Origin of the sequence: Brevibacterium metallidurans (assembly GCF_037101285.1) — a bacterium.
GTDB classification, from domain to species: domain Bacteria; phylum Actinomycetota; class Actinomycetes; order Actinomycetales; family Brevibacteriaceae; genus Brevibacterium; species Brevibacterium metallidurans.
Window position 1 is genome coordinate 99,205 of sequence record NZ_BAAAAF010000004.1, and the last position, 26,635, is coordinate 125,839.

26 protein-coding genes are annotated in these 26,635 nt (G+C 67.4%); 7 read left to right on the top strand and 19 right to left on the bottom strand.

The features are described 5' to 3' along the window. Positions 1–26 precede the first annotated feature (26 nt). From AACX88_RS06930 to AACX88_RS06945, 4 genes are all read right to left on the bottom strand, one after another. Complete coding sequence (locus AACX88_RS06930; RefSeq protein ID WP_339392313.1) at positions 27–917, bottom strand: hypothetical protein; 891 nt, start codon at positions 915–917, stop codon at positions 27–29. Between the two features lie 200 nt (positions 918–1,117). Continuing rightward, a complete protein-coding gene (ispF, locus tag AACX88_RS06935; protein WP_339392314.1) occupies positions 1,118–1,597 on the bottom strand; it encodes a 2-C-methyl-D-erythritol 2,4-cyclodiphosphate synthase in 480 nt (159 codons plus the stop codon). A 135-nt stretch (positions 1,598–1,732) separates the two neighbouring features. Then, positions 1,733–2,587 (bottom strand): IspD/TarI family cytidylyltransferase, encoded by an 855-nt coding sequence (locus AACX88_RS06940; RefSeq protein WP_339392497.1) that lies wholly within the window; start codon positions 2,585–2,587, stop codon positions 1,733–1,735. Beyond that, the gene (locus AACX88_RS06945; RefSeq protein ID WP_137825680.1) at positions 2,584–3,066 is read right to left on the bottom strand and encodes a CarD family transcriptional regulator; all 483 of its coding nucleotides are present in this window, start codon (positions 3,064–3,066) and stop codon (positions 2,584–2,586) included. Before AACX88_RS06945 ends, AACX88_RS06940 begins: the two co-directional genes overlap by 4 nt. Positions 3,067–3,303: 237 nt before the next feature. On the opposite strand from AACX88_RS06945, the gene AACX88_RS06950 reads away from it, so the two are divergent. After that, positions 3,304–3,900 (top strand): hypothetical protein, encoded by a 597-nt coding sequence (locus AACX88_RS06950; protein ID WP_339392316.1) that lies wholly within the window; start codon positions 3,304–3,306, stop codon positions 3,898–3,900. Between the two features lie 154 nt (positions 3,901–4,054). Here the strand turns inward: AACX88_RS06950 and AACX88_RS06955 are convergent, their stop codons facing one another. Both AACX88_RS06955 and AACX88_RS06960 read right to left on the bottom strand, forming a co-directional pair. Next, positions 4,055–4,735: a response regulator gene (locus tag AACX88_RS06955; protein ID WP_339392317.1), complete on the bottom strand. Its 681-nt coding sequence runs from the start codon at positions 4,733–4,735 to the stop codon at positions 4,055–4,057. Beyond that, positions 4,732–6,120: a sensor histidine kinase gene (locus AACX88_RS06960; protein WP_339392318.1), complete on the bottom strand. Its 1,389-nt coding sequence runs from the start codon at positions 6,118–6,120 to the stop codon at positions 4,732–4,734. Before AACX88_RS06960 ends, AACX88_RS06955 begins: the two co-directional genes overlap by 4 nt. Positions 6,121–6,360: 240 nt before the next feature. Between AACX88_RS06960 and phoU the strand changes: the two genes are divergently transcribed. Next, positions 6,361–7,023, top strand: a complete 663-nt coding sequence (phoU, locus tag AACX88_RS06965; protein WP_339392319.1) for a phosphate signaling complex protein PhoU — start codon at positions 6,361–6,363, stop codon at positions 7,021–7,023. 129 nt (positions 7,024–7,152) lie between these two features. Here the strand turns inward: phoU and AACX88_RS06970 are convergent, their stop codons facing one another. Next, positions 7,153–8,112 (bottom strand): EamA family transporter, encoded by a 960-nt coding sequence (locus tag AACX88_RS06970; RefSeq protein WP_339392320.1) that lies wholly within the window; start codon positions 8,110–8,112, stop codon positions 7,153–7,155. 71 nt (positions 8,113–8,183) lie between these two features. Between AACX88_RS06970 and AACX88_RS06975 the strand changes: the two genes are divergently transcribed. Continuing rightward, positions 8,184–9,101: a LysR family transcriptional regulator gene (locus AACX88_RS06975; RefSeq protein ID WP_339392321.1), complete on the top strand. Its 918-nt coding sequence runs from the start codon at positions 8,184–8,186 to the stop codon at positions 9,099–9,101. 57 nt (positions 9,102–9,158) lie between these two features. Here the strand turns inward: AACX88_RS06975 and AACX88_RS06980 are convergent, their stop codons facing one another. After that, positions 9,159–9,902 (bottom strand): phosphoglyceromutase, encoded by a 744-nt coding sequence (locus AACX88_RS06980; protein WP_339392322.1) that lies wholly within the window; start codon positions 9,900–9,902, stop codon positions 9,159–9,161. A 211-nt stretch (positions 9,903–10,113) separates the two neighbouring features. Here AACX88_RS06980 and AACX88_RS06985 point away from each other — a divergent pair, with 211 nt between their 5' ends. Beyond that, positions 10,114–11,181 (top strand): bile acid:sodium symporter family protein, encoded by a 1,068-nt coding sequence (locus tag AACX88_RS06985; RefSeq protein ID WP_339392323.1) that lies wholly within the window; start codon positions 10,114–10,116, stop codon positions 11,179–11,181. A 5-nt stretch (positions 11,182–11,186) separates the two neighbouring features. Beyond that, positions 11,187–11,798 carry a GNAT family N-acetyltransferase gene (locus tag AACX88_RS06990; protein ID WP_339392324.1) on the top strand — a complete coding sequence of 204 codons (612 nt, stop codon included), beginning with the start codon at positions 11,187–11,189 and terminating at the stop codon, positions 11,796–11,798. A 16-nt stretch (positions 11,799–11,814) separates the two neighbouring features. On the opposite strand, the gene AACX88_RS06995 is transcribed toward AACX88_RS06990, so the two are convergent. The 7 genes from AACX88_RS06995 to AACX88_RS07025 form a co-directional block, all read right to left on the bottom strand. Then, a complete protein-coding gene (locus AACX88_RS06995; RefSeq protein WP_339392325.1) occupies positions 11,815–12,201 on the bottom strand; it encodes an iron chaperone in 387 nt (128 codons plus the stop codon). Continuing rightward, positions 12,198–12,752, bottom strand: coding sequence for a YbjN domain-containing protein (locus tag AACX88_RS07000; RefSeq protein WP_339392326.1), 555 nt, complete (start codon positions 12,750–12,752; stop codon positions 12,198–12,200). Before AACX88_RS07000 ends, AACX88_RS06995 begins: the two co-directional genes overlap by 4 nt. Beyond that, positions 12,752–14,191, bottom strand: a complete 1,440-nt coding sequence (locus tag AACX88_RS07005) for a glycosyltransferase (RefSeq protein WP_339392327.1) — start codon at positions 14,189–14,191, stop codon at positions 12,752–12,754. The genes AACX88_RS07000 and AACX88_RS07005 overlap by 1 nt, the downstream gene beginning before the upstream one ends. 9 nt (positions 14,192–14,200) lie before the next feature. Continuing rightward, entirely contained in the window at positions 14,201–15,073 is an 873-nt protein-coding gene (locus AACX88_RS07010) for an alpha/beta fold hydrolase (RefSeq protein ID WP_339392328.1), read from the bottom strand. Positions 15,074–15,080: 7 nt separating this feature from the next. Beyond that, entirely contained in the window at positions 15,081–15,392 is a 312-nt protein-coding gene (locus AACX88_RS07015; protein WP_339392329.1) for a DUF2516 family protein, read from the bottom strand. A 95-nt stretch (positions 15,393–15,487) separates the two neighbouring features. Further along, on the bottom strand, positions 15,488–16,051 hold the full coding sequence (locus tag AACX88_RS07020) for an AzlD domain-containing protein (RefSeq protein WP_339392330.1): 564 nt from the start codon (positions 16,049–16,051) through the stop codon (positions 15,488–15,490). Beyond that, complete coding sequence (locus tag AACX88_RS07025; protein WP_339392331.1) at positions 16,048–16,764, bottom strand: AzlC family ABC transporter permease; 717 nt, start codon at positions 16,762–16,764, stop codon at positions 16,048–16,050. The genes AACX88_RS07020 and AACX88_RS07025 overlap by 4 nt, the downstream gene beginning before the upstream one ends. 288 nt (positions 16,765–17,052) lie before the next feature. Between AACX88_RS07025 and AACX88_RS07030 the strand changes: the two genes are divergently transcribed. Further along, positions 17,053–17,580, top strand: coding sequence for a helix-turn-helix domain-containing protein (locus AACX88_RS07030; protein WP_339392332.1), 528 nt, complete (start codon positions 17,053–17,055; stop codon positions 17,578–17,580). A 17-nt stretch (positions 17,581–17,597) separates the two neighbouring features. Here the strand turns inward: AACX88_RS07030 and AACX88_RS07035 are convergent, their stop codons facing one another. After that, positions 17,598–18,740: an FUSC family protein gene (locus AACX88_RS07035; RefSeq protein ID WP_339392333.1), complete on the bottom strand. Its 1,143-nt coding sequence runs from the start codon at positions 18,738–18,740 to the stop codon at positions 17,598–17,600. 85 nt (positions 18,741–18,825) lie between these two features. Here AACX88_RS07035 and pepN point away from each other — a divergent pair, with 85 nt between their 5' ends. Beyond that, on the top strand, positions 18,826–21,612 hold the full coding sequence (pepN, locus tag AACX88_RS07040; protein ID WP_339392334.1) for an aminopeptidase N: 2,787 nt from the start codon (positions 18,826–18,828) through the stop codon (positions 21,610–21,612). Positions 21,613–21,779: 167 nt separating this feature from the next. Here pepN and AACX88_RS07045 read toward each other — a convergent pair whose 3' ends face one another. The 3 genes from AACX88_RS07045 to AACX88_RS07055 all read right to left on the bottom strand — a co-directional run bounded on the left by AACX88_RS07045 (position 21,780) and on the right by AACX88_RS07055 (position 26,306). After that, positions 21,780–22,889: a C40 family peptidase gene (locus AACX88_RS07045; RefSeq protein ID WP_339392335.1), complete on the bottom strand. Its 1,110-nt coding sequence runs from the start codon at positions 22,887–22,889 to the stop codon at positions 21,780–21,782. A gap of 293 nt (positions 22,890–23,182) precedes the next feature. Next, on the bottom strand, positions 23,183–24,256 hold the full coding sequence (locus tag AACX88_RS07050) for an LLM class flavin-dependent oxidoreductase (protein WP_339392498.1): 1,074 nt from the start codon (positions 24,254–24,256) through the stop codon (positions 23,183–23,185). Between the two features lie 169 nt (positions 24,257–24,425). After that, positions 24,426–26,306: an HNH endonuclease signature motif containing protein gene (locus AACX88_RS07055; protein ID WP_339392336.1), complete on the bottom strand. Its 1,881-nt coding sequence runs from the start codon at positions 26,304–26,306 to the stop codon at positions 24,426–24,428. Between the last annotated feature and the right edge of the window lie 329 nt (positions 26,307–26,635).

The following is a 26,635-nucleotide window of genomic DNA, read 5'->3' on the forward strand; positions in this document are numbered from 1 at the left end:
GGCTCCACCGGACGCCATCCGCGGCGTCAGCTCTCACCAACCCGCGACCTCATCTCGCCCGCGAGTTCACTCAGTGCTGCACGGTCCCGTGCTCGCGCGATCCAGCCGTCGAGCATGTCGAGGGTCTGACCTTCGTGCCGGGCGAAATGCCGACCCGCGTATTCGGGGAGAGAGATCGGCGAGATCCGCTCGATAACTTCGAGCACGGCGCGAGCAGCCTCCGGCACGATCGGCACTCGAATACCGGCCGCGGCTTCGATCGCCTCGGAGGCAGCAGCGCTCGGCAGATCCAGATGGTCGAGCAGCGCCTCCCAGTCCCCGCCGCGCACACTGAGTTCGGCGACGAAGGGCATGAACACCGCAGGCGAGACCAACAGCGCTTTCATGGGCACGGGCACCACAAGCGACCCGAGCTCGGGTGAAAGCCTCCGCACCGCATGCTTCGGTCCGGCCACGAGGAACGTCGGCGCACCGAACGGTGACCAATACCGCACCTCACGCCCGGCCGGAGTGGCCGGCGAAGCGTCGACTCGTTCGGAGAGGAACGCCGGACCGAAGACGACCACCTCGGTGCCGGGAAACAGCGACCGCGCGACGTCGAGGTCACCGTCGACCTGACTCGTGATCGCCACCCACCTCGGCGCGACGGCTCTGATCGCCGCAGCCACCTCCTCATCGAGGTCGCCCGGCCGTGTCGTGAGGACGACGAGATCCCACGAGTCCTGCACTCGACGATCACGCGCGCTCCGGCGAGTGCCGCGCTGCGCGTACCGCCTGGCCTGCGCGATCGTCACTCCTCGACCGACCGCCGAACCACGAGCGACGTCAGCGCTGCCCTTGGCCTCATTCGAAGCAGTGTCAGAATGCAGCCGGAATCCTCCGGCCGCCTCGATCCCTGCCCAGTCGGTGACCGTCACCCGCCTTGTCTCAGCGACTGTCGAGGCGTTTGTCTCCTCTGCGCCCCTAAAAACCGGAGCCTCGAGCACACTGACCCGTTGCGGAAACGCCGCTGAGGCACCGTTCCGACGCGACCTCGACACCACCGCCACCTCGTGACGTCCTCCGAAGAGCGCGGCACCGGCGATGCCGATCGCCCCCGCCCCTTGGAAGAGCACTCTCATGGCCTGTACACCAGGGCATTCGCGATCGCCGCGACACCCTCACCGCGGCCGGTGAGACCGAGCCCATCGGTCGTCGTCCCCGACACCGACACCTCGGCGCCGATCGCCTCCGACAGCGCCTCCTGCGCCTCGTCACGCCGCTTTCCGATCTTCGGCCGATTCCCGATGACCTGCACGGAGACATTGCCGATCGCGAACCCGGACTCCCGAACGAGGCGGGCCGCCTCGGCGAGGAGACTCACCCCCGATGCCCCCGCGAACTCGGGCCGGTCGACCCCGAAATGCGCGCCGAGGTCGCCGATCCCGGCCGCAGAGAACAGCGCATCGCAGCACGCGTGCGCCGCCACATCGGAATCCGAATGCCCCTCGAGGCCCTGCTCGCCGGGCCACAGAAGCCCCGCCACCCAGAGCTCGCGCCCCGGCTCGGCCGAGAACGCATGGACATCGACACCGATCCCCGTCCGCGGAATGGTCATCGCCTCACACCTCCACATGCAGTCGTCTGCTTCCAGGGTAGTGCGTGTCCGACGCCCAAGGGGCGGTGTCAGCTGGGGTGCAGTGTGAGTCGGCGCGCGCGTGTCACCCGGCACGAAGCGTCAGGCGACGTGTCGTCACTGAGACTGCGTGCGGCTGCGTTCGCGGGCGATGTGCTCGGCGAGGACGAGGTCGAGCGGGTAGGTGATCTTCAGCGCTTCCTCATCACCATCGACGGCGACGACATCGACGCCGAGGCGCTCGACGAGTCCCGCATCGTCCGTCGCTTCCCGGGCTCCCTCACCCCGGGTGCGGACTTCCTCACGGTAGGCCTCGTGGGCTCGGCGGAGGATCGCCAAGGCGAATCCCTGCGGAGTCTGGACACGGCGCAGACTCGCCCGGTCGAGGTCGCCGCGAAGGACCTCGCAATCGGTTCGGCTGTCGTGGTCGTCGCTGGTTCCCACGCCGAGGCTGCCGTCGGTTTCGGCCGGTGCGCTGACGTCCGTCGGACGCACCGTCTCGGCCCACCGGACGGTGTCGATCATGGGCAGGACGGGCACGACCGCCTCGGCGCCGGAGGACACCGCGGCAACGACACGACAGAAGACATCGGGCGGGGTGAGCGCCCGGGCGGCGTCGTGGACGAGGACGACGTCATGCTCCCCGGCCGCCGCGAGCCCGGCGTCGACGGACGCGACGCGATCGGCACCGCCGACCACGGCGATGATCTCGACATCGCGGGACTGCGCGATTTCCTGGGATTGCGCGTTGACTGACAGCCGCCGCACCACCTCGGCGATCTCTGCCCGGGCGAGAAGCAGAAACTCCTCGGGAGCCGCAACCACGATGGTGGTGGCGACTCCCGAGGAGATGATGGCCTCAAGACTGTGGGCGAGCAGCGTACGCCCGTCCACGGAGACGAAAGCCTTCGGCTCGGGATGACCCAAGCGCGTTCCCGACCCTGCGGCCGGGACGATGACGCAGGTGCTCAGGACGCGAGCACTTCGTCGAGGAGAGCTTCGGCTTCGGACTCCTCTTTCTTCTCAGCGAGCGCGAGCTCCGAGACGAGGATCTGGCGGGCCTTCGAGAGCATGCGCTTCTCACCGGTCGACAGTCCGCGGTCCTGCTCACGGCGCCAGAGGTCACGGACGACCTCGGCGACCTTGATGACATCACCGGACTGGAGCTTCTCGAGGTTCGCCTTGTAGCGGCGGGACCAGTTGGTGGGTTCTTCGACGAATTCCGCGCGAAGGACGTTGAAGACCTTCTCGACTCCCTCTTCGCCGACGACGTCGCGAACACCCACGAGATCGCAGTTCTCAGCGGGGACCTCGATCACGAGATCGCCGTGCGCGACCTGGAGCTTGAGATACAGTTTCTCCTCACCCTTGATGGTTCGTTGCCTGATTTCTTGGATTGTCGCTGCACCGTGATGTGGATAGACAACAGTGTCGCCGACCTGGAAACTCATATTCTCTTCAAACCCCTTTCGCGGAATCCCAGTTTACCATGAGGCGCGCCACAGAAATCGCCCAGGCAGCGGATTCCCCGTGCTAGGCTCAGCCTTTTTGCCCACACTCCCTGGCCCGGGCTCCGGCTCCCCCGAACGCATGCGCTGGGCTCTCAGACTTCACACATCCGGTTCTACAGAAGGTCAAAAACCGGGTAGTATACAGACGGATCTTGTATTGCCACTTCAAGGAGCACAATGAAACGGCACACCCGCGCAGCTCTCGCAGTTGCCGCACTCGCGCTCGTCATCCCCGTCAGCGGATGCGCCAGCCTGCTGTCGCCTCAGCAGACCGCTGACTACCAGTACAACGGCGGCGACGGTGCGTGGGGAACGGTCGGCGAGATCGAGGTGCGCGGTCTCATGCTCATCATGGACGAGAGCGGCACGGGCCCGGCCCAGCTGCTCTTCACGCTCATCAACAAGGGCGACTCCTCGGCAAGCGTCTCCCTCGCCGTCTCCGGTGAGACCTTCACCGAGTCGGTCGCCGCCGGCAAGACCTTCGTCCAGGATCCGCAGAGCCCCGCCTCGTCGACGACCGATCCGATCGTCCTCGACAGCATCGACGCGAAGCCCGGCGACCTCATCGACATCACCGTCTCCACCGGCGGCCAGGAGAAGACGATCCAGGCCCAGGTCCTCTCCGACTCACTCCCCTACTACGAGGAGTACGTCCCGACCGAGTCGCCGTCGGCTGTGCCCACCGAGGATGCCACCGGCTCTACCGGTGAGGAAACCTCGCCTGCCGAGGGCTCGACGAGCACCGAATCGGCGACCGCCTCGGCGAACGGCTGACCCGCACCGACATCGCAGACGACGAAGGAGCCGCTCACATCGAGCGGCTCCTTCGTCGTCTGTGTTCGTTCGTTCCCGGACGATGCGGCACTGGGGCCTCAACGGCCGCGGCCCTCAGGCCCCGACGGCCTGGACCCTCAGCGGGCCCCGGCCCTCAGGCCTCGAACTTGTACCCGAGCCCGCGGACCGTCGTGAGCAACTGCGGCTCCGAGGGGTTCTGCTCGACCTTCGCGCGCAGGCGCTTGACGTGGACGTCGAGGGTCTTCGTGTCCCCCACGTAGTCCTCACCCCAGATCCGGTCGATGAGCTGACCACGGGTCATCACACGTCCCGAATTGCGCACGAGGATCTCGAGGAGCTCGAACTCCTTGAGCGGCATCGACAGTTCCTCACCGCGGACTGAGACGACGTGGCGTTCGACGTCGATGCGGACCCCGCCGGCCTCGAGGATCGACTCGTCGTAGCTCTCGGCCTCGACGTTGCGGCGCAGCACCGCCCGCACCCGGGCGAGCAGCTCCCGCGAGGAGTACGGCTTCGTCACATAGTCGTCGGCACCGAGCTCGAGCCCCACGACCTTGTCGATCTCCGAATCCTTGGCCGTGAGCATGATGATCGGCACGTTCGACTTTGCGCGCAGCTCCCGGCACACCTCGGTGCCCGAGGCACCCGGCAGCATGAGGTCGAGGAGCACCAGGTCCGCGCCGTTGCGATCGAACTCCGCAAGCGCCTTGAGTCCGTCGTCGGCCACAGTCACCTCGTACCCCTCCTTGCCGAGCAGGTACGACAGCGGATCCGAGAACGAATCCTCGTCCTCAACAAGCAGAATTCGAGTCACGTCGTGAGCTTCCTTTGTTCGCTTCCAGTGGGCAAAACCTGGGCGGTCCCATTCTCCTCGGGACCTCCGGCATTGTCATTCGCCGAGGCGGCCGCCGGGTCTCCGTCGACCCTCTCGTCCGGAGCGGCTGAGTTCGCTGCGGCTGCGTCGCCGTCCGAGCGCTCCTCGTCCTCGTGTCCGAGCTCGTCCTCCTGACCGAGCTGCGCCGAGTGCTCGAGGAGGACCCCGGCAGGCGCCGAGGAGGTCGCCTCGGCGAGGGTCTCCGTGCCGGCCAGGGGAAGGACGATCGTGAACGTCGAGCCCTTCCCGAGCTGACTCCACACCCGCACCTCACCGCCGTGGGTGGCGACGATGTGCTTGACGATGCTCAGCCCCAGACCCGTCCCGCCGGTGATCCGCGACCGGGCCGGATCGACACGGTAGAAGCGTTCGAACACCCTCTCCGTGTCCTGCCGGGAGAGGCCGATGCCCTGGTCGGTCACCGAGATCTCCACGCGTTCGTCGACGAGTTCGACCCCGACGCCCACACGGGTGCCGTCGGGAGAGTAGTTGATGGCGTTGTCGATGAGGTTGCGCACCGCATTGACGAGCAGTTCGTAGTTGCCTTCGACGAGCAGAGACGAAGGCGGGGCGATCTCGATGTGGATCCGCTTCGCCTCCGCACGGGTGTGAGCGCGGTCGGCGGCGTCCTCGACCACCTCGGCGGCGGAGATCTTCTCGGTCGCCGACGGGGCGGCATGGTCCTGGACCCGGGAGAGGTCGATGATCTCCTGGACGAGCTGGGTCAGCCGCTTCGACTCCCGCTGCATGCGGCCGCCGAAGCGTTCGACGGCCTGCGGATCGTCGGAGAAGTCGGTGACCGCCTCGGCGAGGAGGGCCATCGCACCGATCGGAGTCTTGAGCTCGTGCGAGACGTTGGCGACGAAGTCCCGGCGGACCGCGTCGACGCGCTTGGACTCGGTCTGGTCGTCGCAGAGGACGAGGATGAACGCGGTGCCCAGCGGGGCCACGCGGGCGTGGAGGTAGCGGAGCACGGACTCGGAGGTCTCGCGCTTCTGTTCGAGGTCGATCTCCTCGATGAGCCCGCGGGCGCGCACCCGTTCGACGACTGCGAGCATCTCCGCCGAGGACAGCGAATGGCCGCGGACGAGACCGAAGGTGTAGGCGGCCGGGGAGGCCTTGACGACGTCGTCGCCGGCATCGAGGACGATGGCCGCGGACGGAAGGACGGCGAGCACCTCGGCGATGCCCTCGGGCAGATCGTCCTCGGAATGCAGGTCGGCAGCATCGCGGGAGCGTTCGCTGAAACGGAACGCGAGTATGCCCGCTATGCCGAGTCCCAGGCCGACGATGCCGGTCAGGACCGCTACAATCAAGAGATCCACGTGACCAAGCTTAGGCGCAGTCTGCATGCCGGTCGCACCGGATTCACCCGTCCGCAGGCGTTTTGGCGAGGAATTCACCGAACCGACAAGTGTCGTTCACGCGGCGGTGGAAAGCTGAGGTCAGTGTGCCTGCCCGAACCCGGGGCAGCCGCCGCGTCCGCACAGACCGGCAGGCACGGCCGATCGCCACGCAGTGCGCCATGCACTCTCACCTCGCACGAGATTAAGGAAACACACTCAATGCGCGAAGTCTTCAGGAACGAGCTCGACGAACTGGCCACGCAGCTGGTCGACATGTCCACCAAGGTCCTCGACTCCATCCGCCTGGCCAACCAGGCCCTGCAGAACAACGACCTCGATCTGGCCGAACGCGTCATCGAGGCCGATGCGAACATCGACGCCATGCAGCACACGCTCGACCAGCAGGCCGCGGAGATCCTCGCCCTGCAGGCCCCTGTCGCCGCCGACCTGCGCGCAGTCATCGGCGCCCTGCGGATGAGCGCCTCGCTCGAGCGCATGGGCGACCTCGCCCGCCACATCGCCCAGCAGGTGCGCATCCGCTACCCCGAATCCGCGATCCCCGAGCACTTCTCCTCGACGTTCCTGCGGATGGGCGACTCGGCGGAGAAGATCGCCGAGGCGACCGAGAACCTCCTGAACAACCCGGGCCTGTCCGTCGTCCCGACGATCAACGCGATCGACGAGGAGCTCGACGAACTCCACCTCTCCGTGTTCGCGAAGCTCGCCGACGCCCCCGCCGAGGCACTCGCCCCGCGCCACATCGCCGACGTCACGCTGCTCTCGCGCTACTACGAGCGCTTCGGCGACCACGCCGTGTCCGTGTCGCAGAAGGTCGAGTACCTCCTCACCGGCAACTGGGAGCCCTACCTGTCCCGCAAGTGAGCGTGCCTGCGGGCTGAGGTCCCGGTGCGGTCGACGCGGGCTGAGGTCCGGAAGCGAGCGCAGATCGCCGAGGTGGATGATCCACCTCGGCGATCGTCGTCTCCGGGGTCGGGACGCTCTCCGGTTAGGTCACCCCTCCCGGACGCCGGCCGCCCCGACGGGCGCGGGCTCATCGCACTCGACGATCGTGCGGTGACGCCGTCTCCCACCTCGGCGAAGACCGCGCAGAAGGGTCGTGAACACCCCTGTCGTCACGGCCACGCCGAGGATGAGGAGGGCACCGCCGATGAGCTCGGGGACCGTCGGCCGATCGCCGAGGACGAGACATGAGGCGCCCACGCCGACGGGCGGGACGAGGAGCGTGAAGGGCGCGACCTGTGAGGCCGGGAAGCGCGCGAGCAGCGAGTTCCAGATGACGTAGCCGATGAGCGAGGCGACGCCTGCGGTGTAGACGACCGACGCGACGACGTTCCAGGTGGGGTGCGTAAGTGCGTGGACCACCTCGGCGGGGCCGTCGATGAGCAGGGAGAGGCCGAACATCGGCAGGGGAACGACGAGGCCCGACCACACCGTCATCTGCAGTCCGTTGACGCTGGGGCCCACCCCGCGGGCGATGACGTTGCCGATGCCCCAGGACAGCGCCGCGGCGAGGCAGACGACGAACGCGACGACCGGCGTCGAGGCCTCGAGGCTGAGCGCGATGACGGCGAGTCCCGACAGGCCGATGAGCACGCCGAGGATCTGGCGGCGGCTCGGGACTTCGCGCAGGGCGAGGGCGGCGACGACGACGGTGAAGACGGCCTGGATCTGGAGGACGATCGAGGACAGGCCCACGGGCATGCCGAGGAAGAGCGAGGTGTAGAGGAGGCTGAACTGTCCGGCGGACATGAAGACGCCGATGAGGAGGATGCGTCCGAACCTGCCGCGCGGATACTTGACGAAGAGGATCGCCGGGATGACGACGAAGGTGAACCGCGCCGCGACGAGAAGCAGCGGCGGCCAGTCGCGGAGTCCGAAGTCGATGAAGAGGAAGTTGACGCCCCAGAGGACGACGACGAGGAGGGCGAGCAGCTGATGGACGGGGCGCATGACTTCAGGATTCCAGGCCGCAGATCAAATTTCCATTGAAAGTTCTTATCCGGACTCGTTACAGTAATTTGATGATCGACATCGTTGCCCTGCGCACCCTCGTCGCCCTCGACGCGCTCGGCTCCGTCACGGCCACCGCCGACTCACTGGGGTACACCCCTGCGGCGGTGAGCCATCAGCTGCAGAAGCTCTCGCGCTACCTCGGCGCCCCGGTCACCGAGCGCACCGGCCGCGGCATCTCGCTCACCCCGATGGGGCGGGAGCTCAGCAGCCGCGGGGCGCAGATCCTCCACGACCTCGAGGGCATCGAGTCCGAGGCCAGGGCGCGCTCGGGCGATCCGCGCGGGCGCATCACCGTCGGCGGGTTCTCCACCGGCATCCGCGGGCTCCTCGTCCCGGCCCTGCCCCGGCTGCGTGCCGCGGCGCCCGAACTCACGGTGACGAACGTCGAATCCGACCCTGACGAACTCGTCGAGATGGTCTCGGCCGGCCGGATCGACGCGGCCCTCATCTTCGACTGGAACAGCTCGGTCCTCCGCCTGCCCTCGACGCTGACCTCGGAGGTCATCGCCGTCGACCGGGCCGACATCGTCATGCACCGGGACCATCACCTGGCCGATCGCGCCGAGGTGACCCGCTCCGATCTCGTCGGCGAGGTCTTCGTCTCCGCCCCACGGGGTGCGGTGTGCCACCGGTGGCTCGTCGCCCTGTTCGAAGATCTCGCCTCGGAGCCGCGCGTCGAGTACTGGGCGGTCGAGTACGACACGCAGGTCGAGTTCAGCAGGTCGGTGGGGGCGCTCGCGCTCGTGCCCCGGCTCGGCCGTCCGCATCTGCCGGCCGACGTCACGGCTGTGCCGCTCGACGACCCGTCGATCGCGCGGTCGATCCACGTCGTGTGGCGGCGGTCGATGACGAACTCCCCGGCGATCGCCGTGCTCCGGAAGGAGATGCAGGCGATCGCCGGGGAGTTCGAGGGCAGCGACGGCTGAGCGGGTTGCGGCCGGGGGCTCAGCGGCGGCTGAGGGGTCAGCGTCGGCTGTGTGGGCTCAGCGCCCCTGGTTCGCGACCTTGCCGATGGCCTCCTGGGCGGCCTCGGAGTCGAGGTACGTGCCGCCGGGGGTGACCGGGGTGAAGTCCTCGGTGAGTTCGTAGTGGAGTGGGATGCCGGTGGGGATGTTCAGTCCCGTGATGTCGGCGTCGGAGATCCCGTCGAGGTGCTTGACGAGTGCCCGCAGCGAGTTGCCGTGGGCGACGACGAGGACCGTGCGGCCGTCGGCGAGCTCGGGGACGAGGACGTCGTACCAGTACGGCAGGAGGCGGTCGATGACGTCGGCGAGGCACTCGGTGCGCGGCACGGAGTCGCCGAGGTTGGCGTACCGGGGGTCATGGGCCTGCGAGAACTCGGAGGCGTCGGAGAGCGCCGGCGGCGGGGTGTCGAACGACCGACGCCAGGTCATGAACTGCTCTTCGCCGAACTCCTCGCGGATCTCCTTCTTGTCCTTGCCCTGGAGAGCACCGTAGTGGCGTTCGTTGAGACGCCAGCTGCGGTGGGTGTCGAGCCACGAGAGGTCAGCGGCTTCGAGCGCGAGGTTCGCGGTGAGGATCGCGCGCTTGAGTCGGGAGGTGTGGACGACGTCGGGGATGAGGTCGGCTTCGCGCAGCAGCTCGCCCGCGCGCTTGCCTTCGGCTCGGCCCTTGTCGGTCAGCGTGACATCGACCCAGCCGGTGAACAGGTTCTTCTGGTTCCATTCGCTCTCGCCGTGGCGCAGCAGGATGAGGTTATGCGTCATGGCACCTATCTTCGCACGAGTCCTCGCGGGCTCGGGCTGGGGTTCGACCCGTGGGCGCGGGGTTCGAACCGCGAGCCCGAGGCAAGGGTGCGGTCCGCAGGCGCACGCCTGGGTTCGGCTCACGAGCCCGGAGCGGCGTCGGCACGCATCCAGCGGCCCACCATGCGGAACTCTGTCTTGCATGACGGAACGGCGAGGGTAGTCTGCGTCTATGTCCGATTCGCCTCAGCCCTCTGCGCCGCGCTCCGACCGCGGCTCAGCAGCCGGTCCTGACTCAGCCACCGGCACCGCATCGACTGGGAAGTCGACCGCCGACCGGAGTTCGATCATCGCGGTCACGGCCCTGCCTGTCCTCGTCGTCCTCGCCGGAGTCGCCGGCTTCCTCTCCCCGGACACGTTCACGCCGCTGGCACCGACGATCACGTGGAGCCTCGGTGTGGTGATGTTCTTCATGGGGCTGACACTCACCCTGCCGGACTTCGCGCGGATCGCGAAGCGGCCGTGGATCGCCGTCCTCGGTGTCGTCACGCAGTTCGTCGCGATGCCGCTGCTCGGCCTTCTCGTCGTCACCGTCTACGACCTGCCGGCCGAGATCGCCGTCGGCGTCATCCTCGTCGGCTGCGCCCCGGGCGGGACGGCGTCGAACGTCGTCACCTACCTGGCGAAGGGCGATGTGGCCCTGTCGGTGTCGATCACGACGCTGTCGACCCTCTGCGCTCCTGTGCTCACTCCCCTGCTCACGCTGTGGCTGGCCGGGTCGTACATGGACGTGCCGTTCTGGTCGATGTTCGTCTCGATCTGCCAGACGGTGCTCGTGCCGGTCATCGTCGGCGTCCTCGTCCGCCTCGTCGCCTCGAAGTTCGTCGACCGGATCGCTCCTGCGCTGCCGTGGCTGGCCTCGCTCGCGATCGCCTACATCGTCGCGATCGTCGTCGCCGGGTCGGCAGGGTCGATCGCCACAGCCGGCATCCTCGTCCTGCTCGCCGTCATCACGCACAACCTCCTCGGGCTCGGTGTCGGTTACGGTGTGGCCGCTGCCTGCCGCCTCGACACCCCGACTCGCAGGGCGCTCGCGTTCGAGGTGGGTCTGCAGAACTCGGGTCTCGCCTCGACGCTGGCGACGACGTACTTCTCGCCTCTGGCAGCCCTGCCCGGCGCGGTCTTCAGCGTGTGGCACAACGTCTCCGGCGCCGTGCTCGCCTCGATCTTCGCGCGCCTGCCCTACGGCAAGCCTCCCGCCGAGGCGACCGACCCGTCCCGCACGAACGCCTCGGTGTGAGCGGCGTGGGTGCCGACACACCGCGGTCGGGATTCGGCGATGTCGCCCCGCACACGATCGACATCGCCGGCCGACGCTTCACGATCAGGCGAGCGGAGCGCGCAGACCTCCGCGCGCTCGTCGGACTGCTCCGCGATGACGTACTCGGCACCGCGCGCGAACAGGCCGACGACGATCTCTCCGCCTACGAGCGCGCCTTCGACCTCATCACTGCCGACCCCCATCAGCTGCTCGTGTCCGTCGAGGAGAATGGTGCCGCCACGGTCGGCCGACCCACTGAGGACGGTGGTGCCGCTGAGGTGTTGCCCGTCGCCGCCGACGAACCGACGGAGCCCCCGATCGTCGGCACCCTGCAGCTCAGCCTCATTCCCGGTCTGTCACGGGCCGGGACAACTCGCCTCCAGATCGAAGCCGTGCGCATCGGCGAACCAGCGCAGGGCATCGGACTCGGCGGCGCAGTCTTCGCGTGGGCGCACGAACGCGGTCGGGCGGCAGGCGCGAGGTTGGCCCAGCTGACGACGGACAAATCGCGTGCCGACGCGCAGCGCTTCTACGCCCGGCTCGGGTACACGGCGAGCCACGAGGGCCTCAAACTCGACCTGAGCCCAGACGCGTGATCACCCTGCGTGACCGTCACATCCACTTGACGCCGTCGACCTCGAACTCACGGATGCGGTAGGCGATCATCTCGGCGAGCAGGTCCTCGGGGATCTCCTTGTCGTAGGGCAGCTTGATCGAGCCCTTGCCGGTGTCGAAGTCCGTAAGTCGATCGGCGAACGCCTCCTTCGTGCTCGGGGTGAAGACGAAATTCGCATGCCGCTGGTAACCCGCGAAGGCGAAGAGGATCGAGTCGAGGAAGTACGCGGGGTTGCCCCATTTGAGACCCTCACCGGCGGTCGGCGCGTTCGCCCGGCTGAGGTCGCGCAGCCGCCTGAGGAAGTCCTGCTGCTCGGGCGAATCGAAGCTCGCGATGTACTCCTCGACGTTGCCCGGCTTACTCAGGTCGACGCGCTTGATCATCGCTGTTGCCCTTCCGGGTCGCCCGTCTCGGGGCGCTCAGGACCGATCGTACCGATGAATTCGTTGCCCGGCCCGCTGAGGACGTGCTCGAACGCGGCGAGGTTCCGCGTCGATTCGCCACGGCTGACCCGCCACGCCCATTCCTTCTTCATCCCCGTGAGGAACCCGATGAGGAGGAGTTCGTTGAAGGATTCGTCGGCGACCGTGAGCATCTCGCCGAGGAGGCCGTCGAGATCCTCCAGCAGATGCTCAGTCGGCACGGTGGCCCGGAGGTAGACGTCGCCGAGGTGGTCGATGCCGAATGCACTCGCCCCGAGCTTCATGTTCTTCCGCAGCAACCATACGTTGAACGCGGCCGCGTTCTCGTCGGGATGGCGGATGACGAAGGCGGAGAGTTCGGCGCTGCGAGCCGAGACTACGATCGACACGGTCGTCTTGAGCTTCCGCTCCCCCGGCAGCACGACGGCGATCGAGGTGCCGTCGAGGCTGTCGACCTCGACGCTGTTGGCACGCGCCCACTCGGTGATGCCGTCGATGATCGCCGAGCTCATCAGCGTCGTCCTCCGCAGAGTCCCGGGGCCGCAAGATCGCGCGCCGCAGTGCTGCGCGCCCCGAGCCCGGCGACGGAGTCGAGGACGGCGGTCACCGTCCGGTCCCAGTCGAATCGCTGCGAGCGGGCGACGGCGTGATCAGCGAGCTCGGAACGCAGCTCGGCATCGCCGAGGAGGCGTTCGAGCGTGAGTGCCCAGTGCCGCGGATTGTGGTCGGCGATGAGCAGACCCGAATATCCGTGGTCGACGATCTCGGGCAGTCCGCCGACGGCCGCGGCGATCGAAGGCAAACCGGAGGCGGCCGCTTCGGCGGCGACGAGACCGAAGGATTCGCTGCGGGAGGGCACGAGGAGGACATCGGCGGCACGGTAGTACGTGACGAGGTCTGCGGCCGGCACCGGGGGCCTGGCCTCGACGTTCGGTTCGGCGGCGATGGCCGCCGACAGCGCAGTGTGGAAGTCAGCTGTGCCCGATTCGGGTGTGTGCGCTGTCGGGTCGACCCAGCCGGAGGCGGCCCCGAGGAGGATGCCGCGAGTCCGCTGCGCAAGCTCCGGATTGTTCTCGTGCAGGAATGCGAGGGCGTCGACGACGATGTCGGTGCCTTTGATGAACTGCATCCGCCCGACGTAGAGGACGAGCTTCTCATCAGCGGCGATGCCGAGTTCAGCGCGGGCCGCATCACGGGAACCCGGCGAGAAGAGAGCGTGGTCGACGCCGGGCCGGGCGACGATGACGGAGTCGGGATCGGCGCCGAGTTCTCCGATGAGGTCGCGGCGCTCGGCCGGGGTGTTGGCAACGAGAAGGTCGACCCGGTCGGCGATGTGCTCTTCGGTGGCGAGCCGCCGCGGCGATTCGTTCGCCGTCTCCGAATCCCGGTTCTTCACCGCACCGATCGTGTGCATGCTCGCGATGATCGTCGGACGTCTCCGTGCGGTGGTCTGGCTGCCGGCGAGCTCTGCTGTGCGCAGGGCCGCCTCGGCGGAGATCCAGTAGTGGGCCCACACGAGATCGGCGTCGGCATAGTCCCGGTGTGCCGCGAGCAGCCGGGCGATCTCGTCGATCCGCCCGGCGAGGGCATCTTTGCTTTCGGCAGTAACGCCGAGGTGGTGAAGGCGGAGACGTTCGGAGAGGGTGACGCTCGATCCGGCGTTCGAAGCGGCGTTCTGGGCGGGAGCGGTGTCCTGGGCGGGAGCAGCGGCAAGGTCGGGGGCACCGGAACGACCGACTGCCTCGGCGAGATCCATGCCATTCGAGCCGGGGAGACCGTGCGCCTCGGCGAGACCCAAGCCGTTCGGATCGGCGGTGAAGACGTCGACCTCATGGCCGGCCGCGGCAAGGGACCTGACCGTATGGTCGACGTAGACGTTCATCCCACCCGCGTCACCCTGCCCGGGCTGAGCCGCAGGCGAGGTGTGGAGGGACAGGACGGAGATGCGCACCCAGTCAGTCTAGCCAAAGAACTCGCCGAGGATCCGGCGGACCTCATGGCGACCGCGCCACAGGATCGATCCGGCCGGAAGCACCTCGAGGCGGGAGCCGGGGACGGCGGCGGCGATCTCCTCGGCGATGAAGACGGGATGGGCGGGATCGTCCTCATGAGTGAGGACGAGGACCTCCCCGGGGAATGCGCGCAGCCGCTCGAGGGCGGCGTCGACTCTCCCGCCGAGGATCTGGTCGCTCAGGTTCTGACCACCGAGGTTCTCGTCGCTGAGGCGATTGCCGTCGACGGCGATCTCGAGGGCGAGCCCGAGACCGTCGGACATGTCCGTGTGCACGAGGTTCTCGGCCTTCGTCCGCGTCCAGGCGCGGGCCGGGAGGAGCTCGGCGACCTCGGCGGGTTCGCGGGAGAGCATGAGGTCGGTGATCCCGTCGATGTCACCGGCGGCGACGAGGCCGCGCAGGGACTCGAGGTAGGCGGTGTGGGAGCGGACCACCTCGGCGGGGAAGCCGGTGAAGGACGCAGGGAGGACGAGCGCGACCTTCTCGAGGTTCCGGGTGATGGGATGACCATCGCTGAGGAGGCGGAGCAGTCCGCCGGCGGACATCGAGACACCGAGCGCCTGCGTCGCCGAGGTGGCGGTCAGGGCATCGGCGAGCGCCTCGGCGATGAGGGCGTAGTCCCAGCCGGGACCCGGGGAGGGCCGGCCGCCGTGGCCGTAGAGGTGGAGGAAGTGTTTGGTCCCGGTGATGCCCGTGCCGAAGGGGCGGGTGTCGCGGATCGCGCCGGCGAATCCGTGACTGAAGAGGGTGTGGGGCTCGCCCGATCCGAACGTCGCGATGTACCCGGTCTCGGGACCGGGGAGGTTGGAATCCTCGCTCATGCGCCGGTCAGCGGTTCCGGTTCCTGGGATCGATGGCCTTGATCTTCGGGCGGACGTCGGTGAGGTAGACGATGGCGGCGACGAGCGCGAGGAGGTTGAGGAAGATCATGCTCATGCCCAGCGGCGGCAGTGCGATGAGCGCGAGCGCGAGGCCGACGGCGAGGATGATGACCCAGAACTTCTTGCTCTGCTTGTCCACGGCGCGGTAGTTGTCGTCCTTGTAGCGCAGGGAATCGACGAACGCCCAGAGCTGGACGCCGAATGCCGCGACGGTGAGGGCGAGAAAGATCATGCGCTGAAAGCCCGCGATGAGTTCCATGCCCTCCAGGGTAGCAACCCGGCCTGACACCGGCATCGGGGCAACTCACAGGATGCCGGTCGTCGTCAGCTGTCAGCACGACCGCCGTCGCCGGCTCACAGGATGCCGGTCATGCGGATTCCCGCGCACACGGCCATCGCCACGATGACGCAGACCAGCATGGGCACGCGCAGGACGGCTGCGAGCACCCCGACACCGACCCCGATGAGGCGGGCCGGATCGGCGATGTCCTGGCCGTCGAAGATCGCCGTCGTCGCGAACACGGCGCCGATGAGGACGACGGTGGCCTTGTCCATCCATGCTGTGACCCTCGACGTCGGTTCGTCGGTGTCGTTCGCCGAGGTCGTCGGAACCGTCAGAGCCGTCGAAACCGTCGAGGTCGTCGCTCCCGGTGTGAGCGGCTCCCCCGCCGAGGTGGTCGTCTCGTTCGCGACGGACGCAGCGCCCGTCGGATCGTCGAGGCCGCGTCCCGTCGGATCGCCCAGTGCGCGGCCGGTCGGGTCGCCTATCGCCTCGGCCGTCCGGCTGTCAGTGCTCACGAGGGCGCGCCTGCGTCCCCGCAGCGCGAGGGCCGCACCGACTTTCACGCCGGCCAGACGCATCGCGTATGTGCCGATGCTCAGCGCGGCGAGCGCAATGAGGAAGGTCGTCGGGTTCACTGCCGCACTGCTCTTCTCTGCCGCACCACCCGGCGGACGAGCCAACCGAGGGCGACGAAGACGAACACCGACAGTGAGGTCACGGCACCGAGTCCCAGCGGGAGGATCGGCGTGAGCACGACGGCGACGACGATGCCGGCGAGGGTGAGGCATAGGGTCGAGCGGTTCTTGAGGTCTCCGCGGATGAGGCAGAAGAGGATGATGGGGAACGCCGCATCGAGTCCGAGCATGTCGGCGTCGATGACGCTGCCGAGCCACTGCCCGCCGACGGCTCCCGCCGGCCACATGAGGGCGATCGCGACGCCCATGAGGAGGAACGCACGCCAGCGCTGGCGGTCGTTCTCACCGGTCCGGGCGACGGCCGTCGATTCGTCGTTGATCCAGTGCGCTGCGATGAGCGCCTTCCAGTCCTGCGGGAAGAAGGGACCGACCGCCATGCCGAAGGCGAAGTTCCGGGTGTTGACGAGCAGTCCCGCGAGGACCGCGAGGATCGGCGCCCCGCCCGCGGCGATGACGCCGACGAAGGTGAACTCGGCCGCGCCGCCGAGTGCGAATGCCGCGAGCATGAGCGTCTGCCACCACGCGAATCCCGAGACCGCGGAGATCGCTCCGTACGAGAGCGCGACGGCGACGATCGTCACGGTGATGATGACGACGGCGCGATACGTCGAGGCGGGCAGCACCCGATCGATCGTGCGGAATGATGAACTCATGTTCACCATAGTGCACATTCGCCACTTCGTTCGTCAAACCGAACGGTCAATTAATCTGATGAACACCAGGATATAGTGGTGCCCATGAGTGCCGCTGCGAACGAATCACCTGCTGAGAAGAGGAGCCATAAGGACGACTCCTCTCGCTCCGATCTGAACGAGCTCGCCCCCGATGGTGCTGAAGCGTCAAGCGCTGACACGCCTGAGACTGACACGCCTGTCGCAGACACGCCTGTCGCAGACACGCCTGACGCAGACACGTCTGACGCTCATACGCCGCGTGCCCAGGTGGCCGCCGCCGTCAAGCGCGAACGACAGCGCGCCGGCCTCACTCTCTCCGAGGTCGCACGGCGGGCCGGCATCGGGAAGTCGACGATGTCCGGGCTCGAGGCGGGCACTGCCAACCCGAGCCTCGAGACGATGTGGGCTCTTGCCGCCGCACTCGACATCCCGCTCTCGCGGCTGCTCGATCCCCCGCAGCACGAAGTCGCCCTCCTGCGGACCAAGGACATGCCGAGCCTCGCCTCGACGGCGTCGAACTATGTGGCCACTCTGCTCTCGACATCCCCGGCCAACGCCCGGCGCGACATCTACCTCATCCAGGCGGAGCCCGGTGAGCCGCGGATCTCCCGGCCGCACCCGGCGGGGACGATCGAGCACATCATCGTCGGGCACGGTGCCGTCCAGATCGAGGTGCTCGGTGAGACCTACGAGCTCCACGCCGGCGACTACCTGACGTACCCCGGGGATCAGCCGCACACGTACACGGCGCTCGAATCGGGGACCAACACGATCTTCGTCGTCGAGAGCTACTGACTGCTTCCCAACAGCCCCTACTCCACCGGCGGACCGTCGGCGTTGTCCTCCGCCAGCGAGGGCAGCCGCTCGTGTGCGGCGGCGTTCGTCAGCCCGGCGGCCTGGAGGAGGTCGGCGGCGACGGGCCGCAGCAGGAGGACGAGGGATTCGTCGTGGATGTCCCAGCTCTTCTCCGCCCGCGGATCGAGCTTTCCGGCCGCATCGGACAGGGCCACCTCGGCGAGGGATCTGTCGGTGCCCCGACGCAGCGCAATCTCGAGCTTCTTCGCCCCGTCGGCCAGGGATTCGACGTAGTCGGCGATGATCGGCTTCTCGACGCCGAGTTCGGTGATGCCGACGACGCGGCGGGCGATCACGCGGATCGTGCGCATCGCCCGATCGGAGTAGGTGTGGGCGCGGGAGAGCCGGGTGACCTCGGCGGCGTGACGGCGGCCGCGCGCATTGATCTTCGCGGCCTCCTTCGACACCTGCAGGGAGGATCCCCACGAGTCGATGATGTCCTGGGTCTCCCGGGCCCGGGTGAGCGCACGCATCGCGAGTTCGGTGTCGGCACGGCGCAGAGCTCGCGACATCATCGTGAGCACGGCGCTGACCTCGTCGAGGAGGTTCGCGGCGAGCGCCCGCGGCACCTTGCGGGCGTCGCGGGGGATAATGAGGGCGAGGACGATCGCGAAGAGCGAGCCGACGAGGGCGTCGAGGGTGCGCGGGAACGGCAGCGTCGTCGCGGTGGCGGGGACGACGACGACGTAGACGGATTGGACGGCGATCTGCGTGATGAAGATGCCGCCGGAGTTGAGCACCGTGCCGATGACGAGGCCGATGATGAGGGTGACCGCGAGCTGCCAGATGCCGCTGCCGTAGATGTTGACGAGGAACTCGCCGACGAGCACCCCGAAGGTCGCGCCGATGCCGATCTCGAGTGAACGGCGGAGGCGACGGTCGGCGACGGGTCCGATGCCCACGGCGGCGGCGACGGCGGCGAGGAACGGGTACGGGTGGCCGAGGATGTAGACGCAGAACGCGTAGGCGGCGGTCGCGGCGATGGGGATCTGGATGAGCTGTCCGGAGTTCGCCCAGACCCGTTTCACACCCAAGCGGAGACGATGGACGACGGTGCTGACCCCTCGCTTGATCAACCCGCTGACCTCGGTCTTCGCCATCCGATCCGGCCTCCTCTCGCGCCCGTTGTACTCAGATTACCGGAATTGTGACATGCTAAAGTCTGTGCGCCGAGGAGGCTGAAGAATGACAACGAACCTGACCCGAGACGAAGCGCAGAGCCGTTCGCATCTGCTCAAGGTCAAGACTTACACCGTTGAACTCGATGTGAGCAATGCCGAATCGGATGCCGACACCTATCTCTCCCGCACCGTCGTCGAGTTCAAGGCTCGTGCCGCTGCCGACACCTTCATCGACATCATCGCCGACTCGGTCTCGAGCGTGGAGATCAATGGTGAGCAGCTCTCCCCCGCCGAGGTGTTCGACGGTGCCCGCGTCACGTTCCCTGTCCGTGAGGGCAAGAATTCGCTGACGGTCGAGGCGCGGCCGCGGTACTCCACCTCGGGTGAGGGTCTGCACCGGTTCACCGATCCCGCCGATGGGAAGGTCTACCTCTACTCGCAGTTCGAGCCGACGGATGCCAGGCGGGTGTTCGCGAACTTCGATCAGCCCGACCTCAAGGCGAAGTTCGTCTTCAGCGTCACCGCCCCCGCATCGTTCCAGGTCCTGTCGAATCAGGCGGAGACGAGCCGGGAGCCGGTGGGCTCTGATGCCGACCGAAGCGACCCCAGCCCCGCCGACGGTTCGGATGCCAGGTCGGATGCCGGCCCGGACAACGCCGACCATGCCGTCACCCATTACTTCGCGCCGACCCTCAAACAGTCGAGCTACATCACGTGCATCACGGCCGGACCCTACGAAGGGGCGACGGACACGTGGACGGATCCGGTCACGGGAGAGTCCGTCGACCTCGGCGTGTGGACGAGGGCGAGCCTCGTCGACCACCTCGACTCGGCCGACATCATCGGGATCACGAAGGCAGGGCTGGACTTCTTCAGCGCCGAGTTCGACTACCCCTACCCGTGGGGCAAGTACGATCAGATCTTCGTTCCGGAGTACAACCTCGGCGCGATGGAGAATCCGGGGCTGGTGACGTTCACGGATTCGCTGATCTTCCGGGACAAGGTCACCGATGCGATGTACGAGTCGCGGGCCAATGTCATCCTCCATGAGATGGCGCACATGTGGTTCGGCGACCTCGTGACGATGAAGTGGTGGGACGACCTATGGCTCAAGGAGTCGTTCGCCGACTACATGGGCGGGCTTGCGCTGGCCGAGGCGACCCGGTTCACCGACGGCTGGGTGACCTTCGCTCTGCGGCGCAAGGCATGGGCATACATGCAGGACCTCTACCCGACGACGCATCCGATCGTCGCCGACATCCCCGATGTCGAGGCGGCGAAGCTCAACTTCGACGGCATCACGTACGCCAAGGGCGCGTCCGTGCTCAAGCAGCTCGTCGCGTTCGTGGGTCGGGAGGCGTTCTTCGCCGGGTCCCGGCTGTACTTCAAGCGCTTCGCGTTCAGCAACACCGAGCTCGCGGACTTCCTCGACTGCCTCGCCGAGGTGGCTCCCGACCGTGACATCGCCGGCTGGGCCGACGCGTGGCTGGGTACCTCGGGTGTCTCGGAGCTGTCGTTGGCGCTGACGATGGATGCCGAAACGACTGCGGCGGGCGCCGAGTCCCGGGCGAGCATCACGGGGGCGACGATCACGCAGTCGGACTCCGCTGAGGGGGCACGCCTGCTGCGGCCGCACACGCTCGAGATCGCGACGCTGGGTCGGTCGGGGCGCGACATCGTCCCCATCGACAGCGTGAAGTTCGACTTCTCCACAGAGTCCGCCGAGGTGGAGCAGCTCATCGGCCGGACGCGCGGGGAGATCGCGCTGCTCAACTTCGCCGACCATGACTATGCGCGCGTACGTCTGGACGAGGCGTCGACGGAGACCGCGATCACCTCGGTGTCGCGAATCGCCGATCCGCTGTCGCGGGCGCTCGTGTGGTCTGCGCTCGACAATGCTGTGCGTGACGGGCTGCTGCCCGTGCAGCGGTATCTCACGGCGTATGCGCGCAGTCTCGGCAAGGAGAGCCATGCCGGGATCATGGCGGGCCTGAGCCAGACGGCGCTGCTGTGCCTCGATGAGTGGGTGGCGGAGCGGAACTTCGAGACGGCGATCTCAGGGCTGCTCGGTGCCGCACTCGATGCGCTGGCGACGGCGAAGTCGGGGTCGGATGCGCAGCTGCACCTGGCCAATCTCGTGCTCTCGCTAACCTCGCGGACCGCGCGGTGCATCGATGACAGTCCGTCGATCGCGATGGGTCGGGCGTTCGCGACGCAGGTGCTCGCGGTGCCGATCGGCGAGGAGATCGAGAGCATGAGCCCCGAGGTCGTCGACGACGACGGTGCGGACGTGCCCGAGCATGCGGCGGCTTCGCTGCCGTTCCGTGGGCTGATCAACGATCATGCGCTGCGGTGGAATGCGATGACGGCGCTCGTGTGCCTCGGGTGGGCGGATCAGACGGACATCGCGCGCGAGACCCATCTCGATCAGAGTTCCTCGGGTCGACTGCGGGCGGAGACGGCGAATGCCGCACTGCCCTTGCCGATCGTGAAGATGCGCGCGTGGGAGACCGTCGTGGAGCCGGGGGCGCTGAGCAACGATGTGCTCACGGCGATCATCTCGGGATTCGTCGCCCCTGCTGCGCTGCCGATCACCGAGATGTACGTCGACGAGTACTTCGAGCGGCTTGCCGGGTTCTGGGCGGACAATTCGATCGAGATCGCCAGGCGGCTCGTGCTCGGGCTCTACCCCAAGTGGTCGATGGACGAGGAGGGCGTCGTCGAGCGGACCGATGCCTGGCTCGAGGAGCATCCGGATGCTCCGGCGGCGCTCAAACGGCTGCTCATCGAGCGCCGGGATGACCTCGCGCGGGCGATCTACCTCAAGGCGCGTCAGACTTCACGGCACTGACCGGGGCGGCGTGGTGCGCCTCTGCCTACGGCACTGCCCGAGGTGGTCATCGCACCTTCCCCCCACCTCGGCGGACACCATGTTCTTCCCGTGAACGGTCTTCCCGTGAACACGACGAAGCCGGCCGCAGTCGACTGCGGCCGGCTTCTCACGTGGAGCGGGGAGCGTCAGAGGATGCGGCGGGCTCCCGAGAACTCGTTGCCCTTGTCCCACTTCTTCCAGTCGACGACGTAGACGGTCTTCGAGGCGTTGGGTGAGTGGATCATCTTGCCGCCGCCGATGTACATGCCGACGTGGTGGACAGTGCCCGAACTGGTGGAGAAGAAGAGCAGGTCGCCGGGTTTGAGGTTCTTCGAGGACACCTTCTTCCCTGCCTTCGCCTGGTCGCCGGAGTCGCGCGGGATGTCGATGCCGTGGGCGCGGTAGATGCTGTAGGTGAAGCCCGAGCAGTCGAAGCCGTAGGCGGAGACGCCTGCCCACAGGTAGCGGAGGCCGTCGAACTGCTTGGCAGTCTTGACGAGGTCGTCGCCGCTGGGCTTCTTGGGCTTCTCGCCGATGTCGAAGACGTTGACGTCCTTGACGTCGATCCACGCGGCTCCACCGCCGGGCAGGGCGACGCGGACGTCTTCGACGTCCTGGGCGATGAGCGGGAGTTCGACGTTGAAGCTCGGGTCGGCGCCGGTGTCCTTGGTGAATTCGACGCCTTCGAGTTCGGTCTTCTTCGCCTTGACGACCGCGCGCGGCTGGTCCTTCTTCAGCTTGCCGAAGCGGTCGTTCTCGACGATCTGCTTCGTCGGCAGCCAGCCGGGGTAGCCCTTCTGGTTCTTGGGCGTCGACTGGTCGGTCACCGCGACCTTCGTCCAGTCGCCCTTGGTCTCGAGCACCGTGACCTGGGAGCCGTAGGTCGCCTGGGTGTCGGCTTTGCCGGTGAGGCCGCGTCGCACCTCGGTGCCGGCGAGGTCCTTGTTCCACTTGTCGAGGTCGACGGGTTTGCCCAGGGCAGGCCTATCGACTTTTCGTGGGGACTTCGGGTCCTTCCACAGCGTGGCGACGGTGACGTCGACGTAGGCGGTGTCGCCCTTCCTGATCTTTCCGTCAGTGATGGGTTCGAGTTCCTGGCCGGGAACGACCGCGGCACTCAGGTTGGTCGACGCTGTGGCCGAGGTTCTCGTCGAAGCCGTGGCGGGCGCTGACAGGTTGCTCGACAGGGCGGGAGCACCGGAGCCGAGCACCAGTCCGAGCCCGAGCGCCGCCGAAACAGCAATTCTCGTACGCATTGATTCTCTTTCGGTCTGCGGGGCGACCGCTGTGGTCGCACCCGCGCGGGGGAAGCCGCCGAATGAGTTTCGCCGCCCACGGGACCGACCGAGAACGATCGACCTCGTGGGCATCGAAACGATGTACGCCGACAATCCTACTGGCTGGCCCGGACATTGTCTCGGGTCAGACGCAGATCACCGGTTGGCGCAGGGTCGGGGCCCCGGTCAATCGCCGCAGGTTGCAGGGGCGCGGCCGGCCTGAACTGGGCGACCACGCGACCTCGACACTGCTTCTGCGCGCGCCTGCGCCTTTACCGCAGGAACACGTCTGCGAGGAGGTCGAGCGTCTGGATGCGGGCAGCGTCCTGGCGGAGGTCTTCGCCCTCCATCGCACCGGCGACCGGTTGGATCATCACTTCGTCGACGTCGAACCGCTCGGCGAGCTCCTCGATCTGGGCCTTCGCGGTCTGCGGGTCGCCGACGATCCAGTTCTTCGACAGTTCCTCAGCGACCATGCGCTCCTGGTCGGTCATCACCGACCGCACGTCGTCGCCGGCGAGACGCAGCGGTCCCATCTGGCCGCCGGTGCGCAGACGCGCCATCTGCAGCATGAAGGGTTCGGAGCGCAGACGTGCCTCCTCCTCGGTGGGAGAGACGACGGCGTTGACGGTGACGAAGCTGCGAGGTGCATCGCCGTAGGCGCCGGGGGTGAAGTTGTCACGGTAGATCTTCATCGCCGTGGTGGCGCCGGCGGCGAAGTGGTTCGCGAAGACGTAGGGCATGCCGAGTTCGGCTGCCAGTCGGGCCGAGTATCCGGACGATCCGAGCAGCCACGGCAGCGGCTGTGCCCCGGGGACGGGCGCCGGTGTCGCGCGCAGCGTGTGCTCGCGTCCGCCTTGGAGCGGGATGCGCACGCCTTCGGGCGTCATGAGGGCGAGGGTGTCGATGACGTGCTGGGGGAACTGTTCGACGGGGTCGATGGTCTGTCCGTTGCGGTCGACCATGCGTCCTTCGCCGAGGTGGCCCCGCATTGCCGCCGAGGTGACCGGGTCGGTTCCCGGTGCCCGTCCGATGCCGAGGTCGATGCGGTCGCCGTAGACGGCGGAGAGGAGGGCGAAGAGTTCGGCGACGGCCAGCGGTGCGTGGTTGGGCAGCATCACGCCGCCGGAGCCGAGTCGGATGCGTTCGGTGCCCTGGCCGAGGTACATGAGTTCGGCTCCGGGCATGGTCGAGGCGATCGACGGCATGTTGTGGTGTTCGGCCACCCAATAGCGGGTGAAGCCGAGCTCATCGGCTCGGCGGACGATTTCGTGCGAGGCGGCGAAGGCATCGGAAGTGGTCTGTCCGACCCGGACCGGGACCAGGTCGAGAATTGAAAGCTCCATGCTCAAGGCAACAGGCACCTTGACGGGTTCATTCCATGACCTGGGTCACGTTCGACGGCGGCACCGTCGCACGGGTCGCGGTCGCTGTCGCGGGAGGCACGGTCGCACGGGTCCCCGGTCGAACAGGGCCGCTGCGGACACACCTGTCCCCTCAGAGCCGTGAAACCGGCTAATCGAAGAGGGTGTCGGCGATCTCGCCGGCGATGAATCTCGAATGGAGGATCGGTTCGCGAGCCGGATCGATCGTCGCAGGAGGCACCCACGCAGGTCTGCCGTCCTTGAGCATGATCGTATGCCAGTCCGTTTTGTCGATGAGGTGGTGATGGGCGCTGCAGGCCAGGGTGAGGTTGTTGATCTCGGTCTTTCCTTTGCCAGCCCACGGCACGATATGGTGCGCGTCGCACCACCCGGGCGGCGTCTCGCAGCCAGGGAAGGTGCAGCCCTGGTCTCGCGCAACGAGGATGGTGAGCTGGTTGCGGTTGGCGTACCTGTTCTCGGTCTGCACGCTGACGGTGCGGCGCTTCTCGCTCATGAGGTGGAAGAAGACCGCCCCGTTGAGACCGTCTCGGGACGCTGTCGTGATGGGGAATGGTTCTGACGCCCCGGTCGTCGCTTCGCCGGCGCCTCGCGCAATGTCCTCGGCCTTGGCGGTGACGACGAGCGCGAAGGGTGCCCCTGCGCCGACTCGGTTCATCTCGATGTGCCCGATGATCGTCGAGAACCGTTCGTAGATGCGGTTGCGCACGCTCGGCTGTTCGGAGCCCATCGGCACGGGAGTGCCGTCCTCGTGGACTCCGCAGCCGACGGGGATCACGTTGCCGTTCGCGTCGACTCGGGCATTGCGTTCGGATTCGAGCCTCGGCGTGGGATCGATCGCATCGTAGCGATCGCCGTGGAGGACGTCTTCGAAGAGCCGAACGGCTTCATTCATCGCATCGTTCATTGGTGCGGCGGGATCGATCGTGCCAGCGGTGCCGTCTGCGGTGGCCGGATCTCCCGTCAGCGACGGGTCACCGTCCGGGGATGAGCCGTCCGACTGCTGCACGGACGCCGCCCTGGCACCGTCCGCCTCGGCGGGGTGATCGTCATTCGATGGTGCACCGGTCGGCACCGTTCCGTCAGACTGCCCACCATTCTCAGACTGCAAATTGTCGTCGGTCTGCATGCGCGAGGTGAGCAGTCCGTGCATGATCCCGCCGGTCACGGAATCCAGCCGCCCCCGGAGGTCCCAGGTTCCGTCTTTGCGAGCACGCAGGTTCACCGAGAAGTCCTCGCGCGGGGTCGAGTCGTCGGGAAGTTCGCCATCGGGGTCGAGCCATTTGAGGATCTCAGCGAAGAGGATCCTTATGTCCCTCACGTGCACGAGCGGTGCCTTCTCCACGAGGATCCGCTCCGCTTCGAGCCGCTGCTCGCTGGTGGTCGTGCGCGGAAGCTTGTCGAGGCACTGGGTGATCGTGCGCGCCTGCACGGAGGAGAGCGTCCCGGTGCGGAGTGCATCGGCGACGACCGGGTTGTCAGGTTCGAGTGATTCTCCGGAGAAGGAGACGCGCCGACCGAGCTGCTCGGCAAGGTCGACCCGCCGTGACGCTTCTGCATGATTGACGCCGAGGCGATTCTTCACGAGGTCGCGCGTCGACTTCGCACCGTAGTCACGCGGCGTTCCCACCCGTGCGAACACGGAGAGGGTGACGACGGAAAGCGCCTCGGTCAGCCTGTTGAGCGTCTCGATGCCGTCGAGCATGGTGACGGCTTCTTCGGGGCCCATGGGGCGCGAGAAGCACTCGAGCTCGTCGACGAGCGTGCGCAGACTCTCGATGCTTCCGGTCATCTCGGGTGCCATCTTCCCGAGATCGGTCCAGGCCTCCTCGGTGAGCAGGGGATGCCGGGTTGGTGCCGTGCCATCAGCACCATCAGCGCTACCGGGCCGAGGCTGTGTCGGGAAGTCCGTCTCGGTGTCATCGGCGCCGTCAGGACTACCGGGCCGCAGCTGCGTCTGGAAGCGCGTCTCAGTGTCATCGGTGTTGTCGGGGCCGTCCGATGCAGGCTCCACCAGGGCAGACTCGACCAAGGCAGACTCAGTTGGAGCGGACTCAGTCGGAGCGGCCGCCTCGGCGTTGGAGGCCTTCTCCTCTCGTGGCACTGCATCGGAGTCACACGGGAGAGCAATGCCGCCCCCATCGCGGCGAACTCGATCGGCATCTCTCCACTGAACCGAGTCCGCCGTTTCCGGCGGGAAAGGATCGACCGGCTCCCGGTCGGGTGACCTGCGCTCGCGCCGCGGGCGCTCGAACCCGTTCGGGTCACTCGTGCGCCCCCTGCCCACGTCTCCATCCGAGGGCCCAGGTCCCAACCGACCGAGCTCTCGCCGCTGCCTCTCGA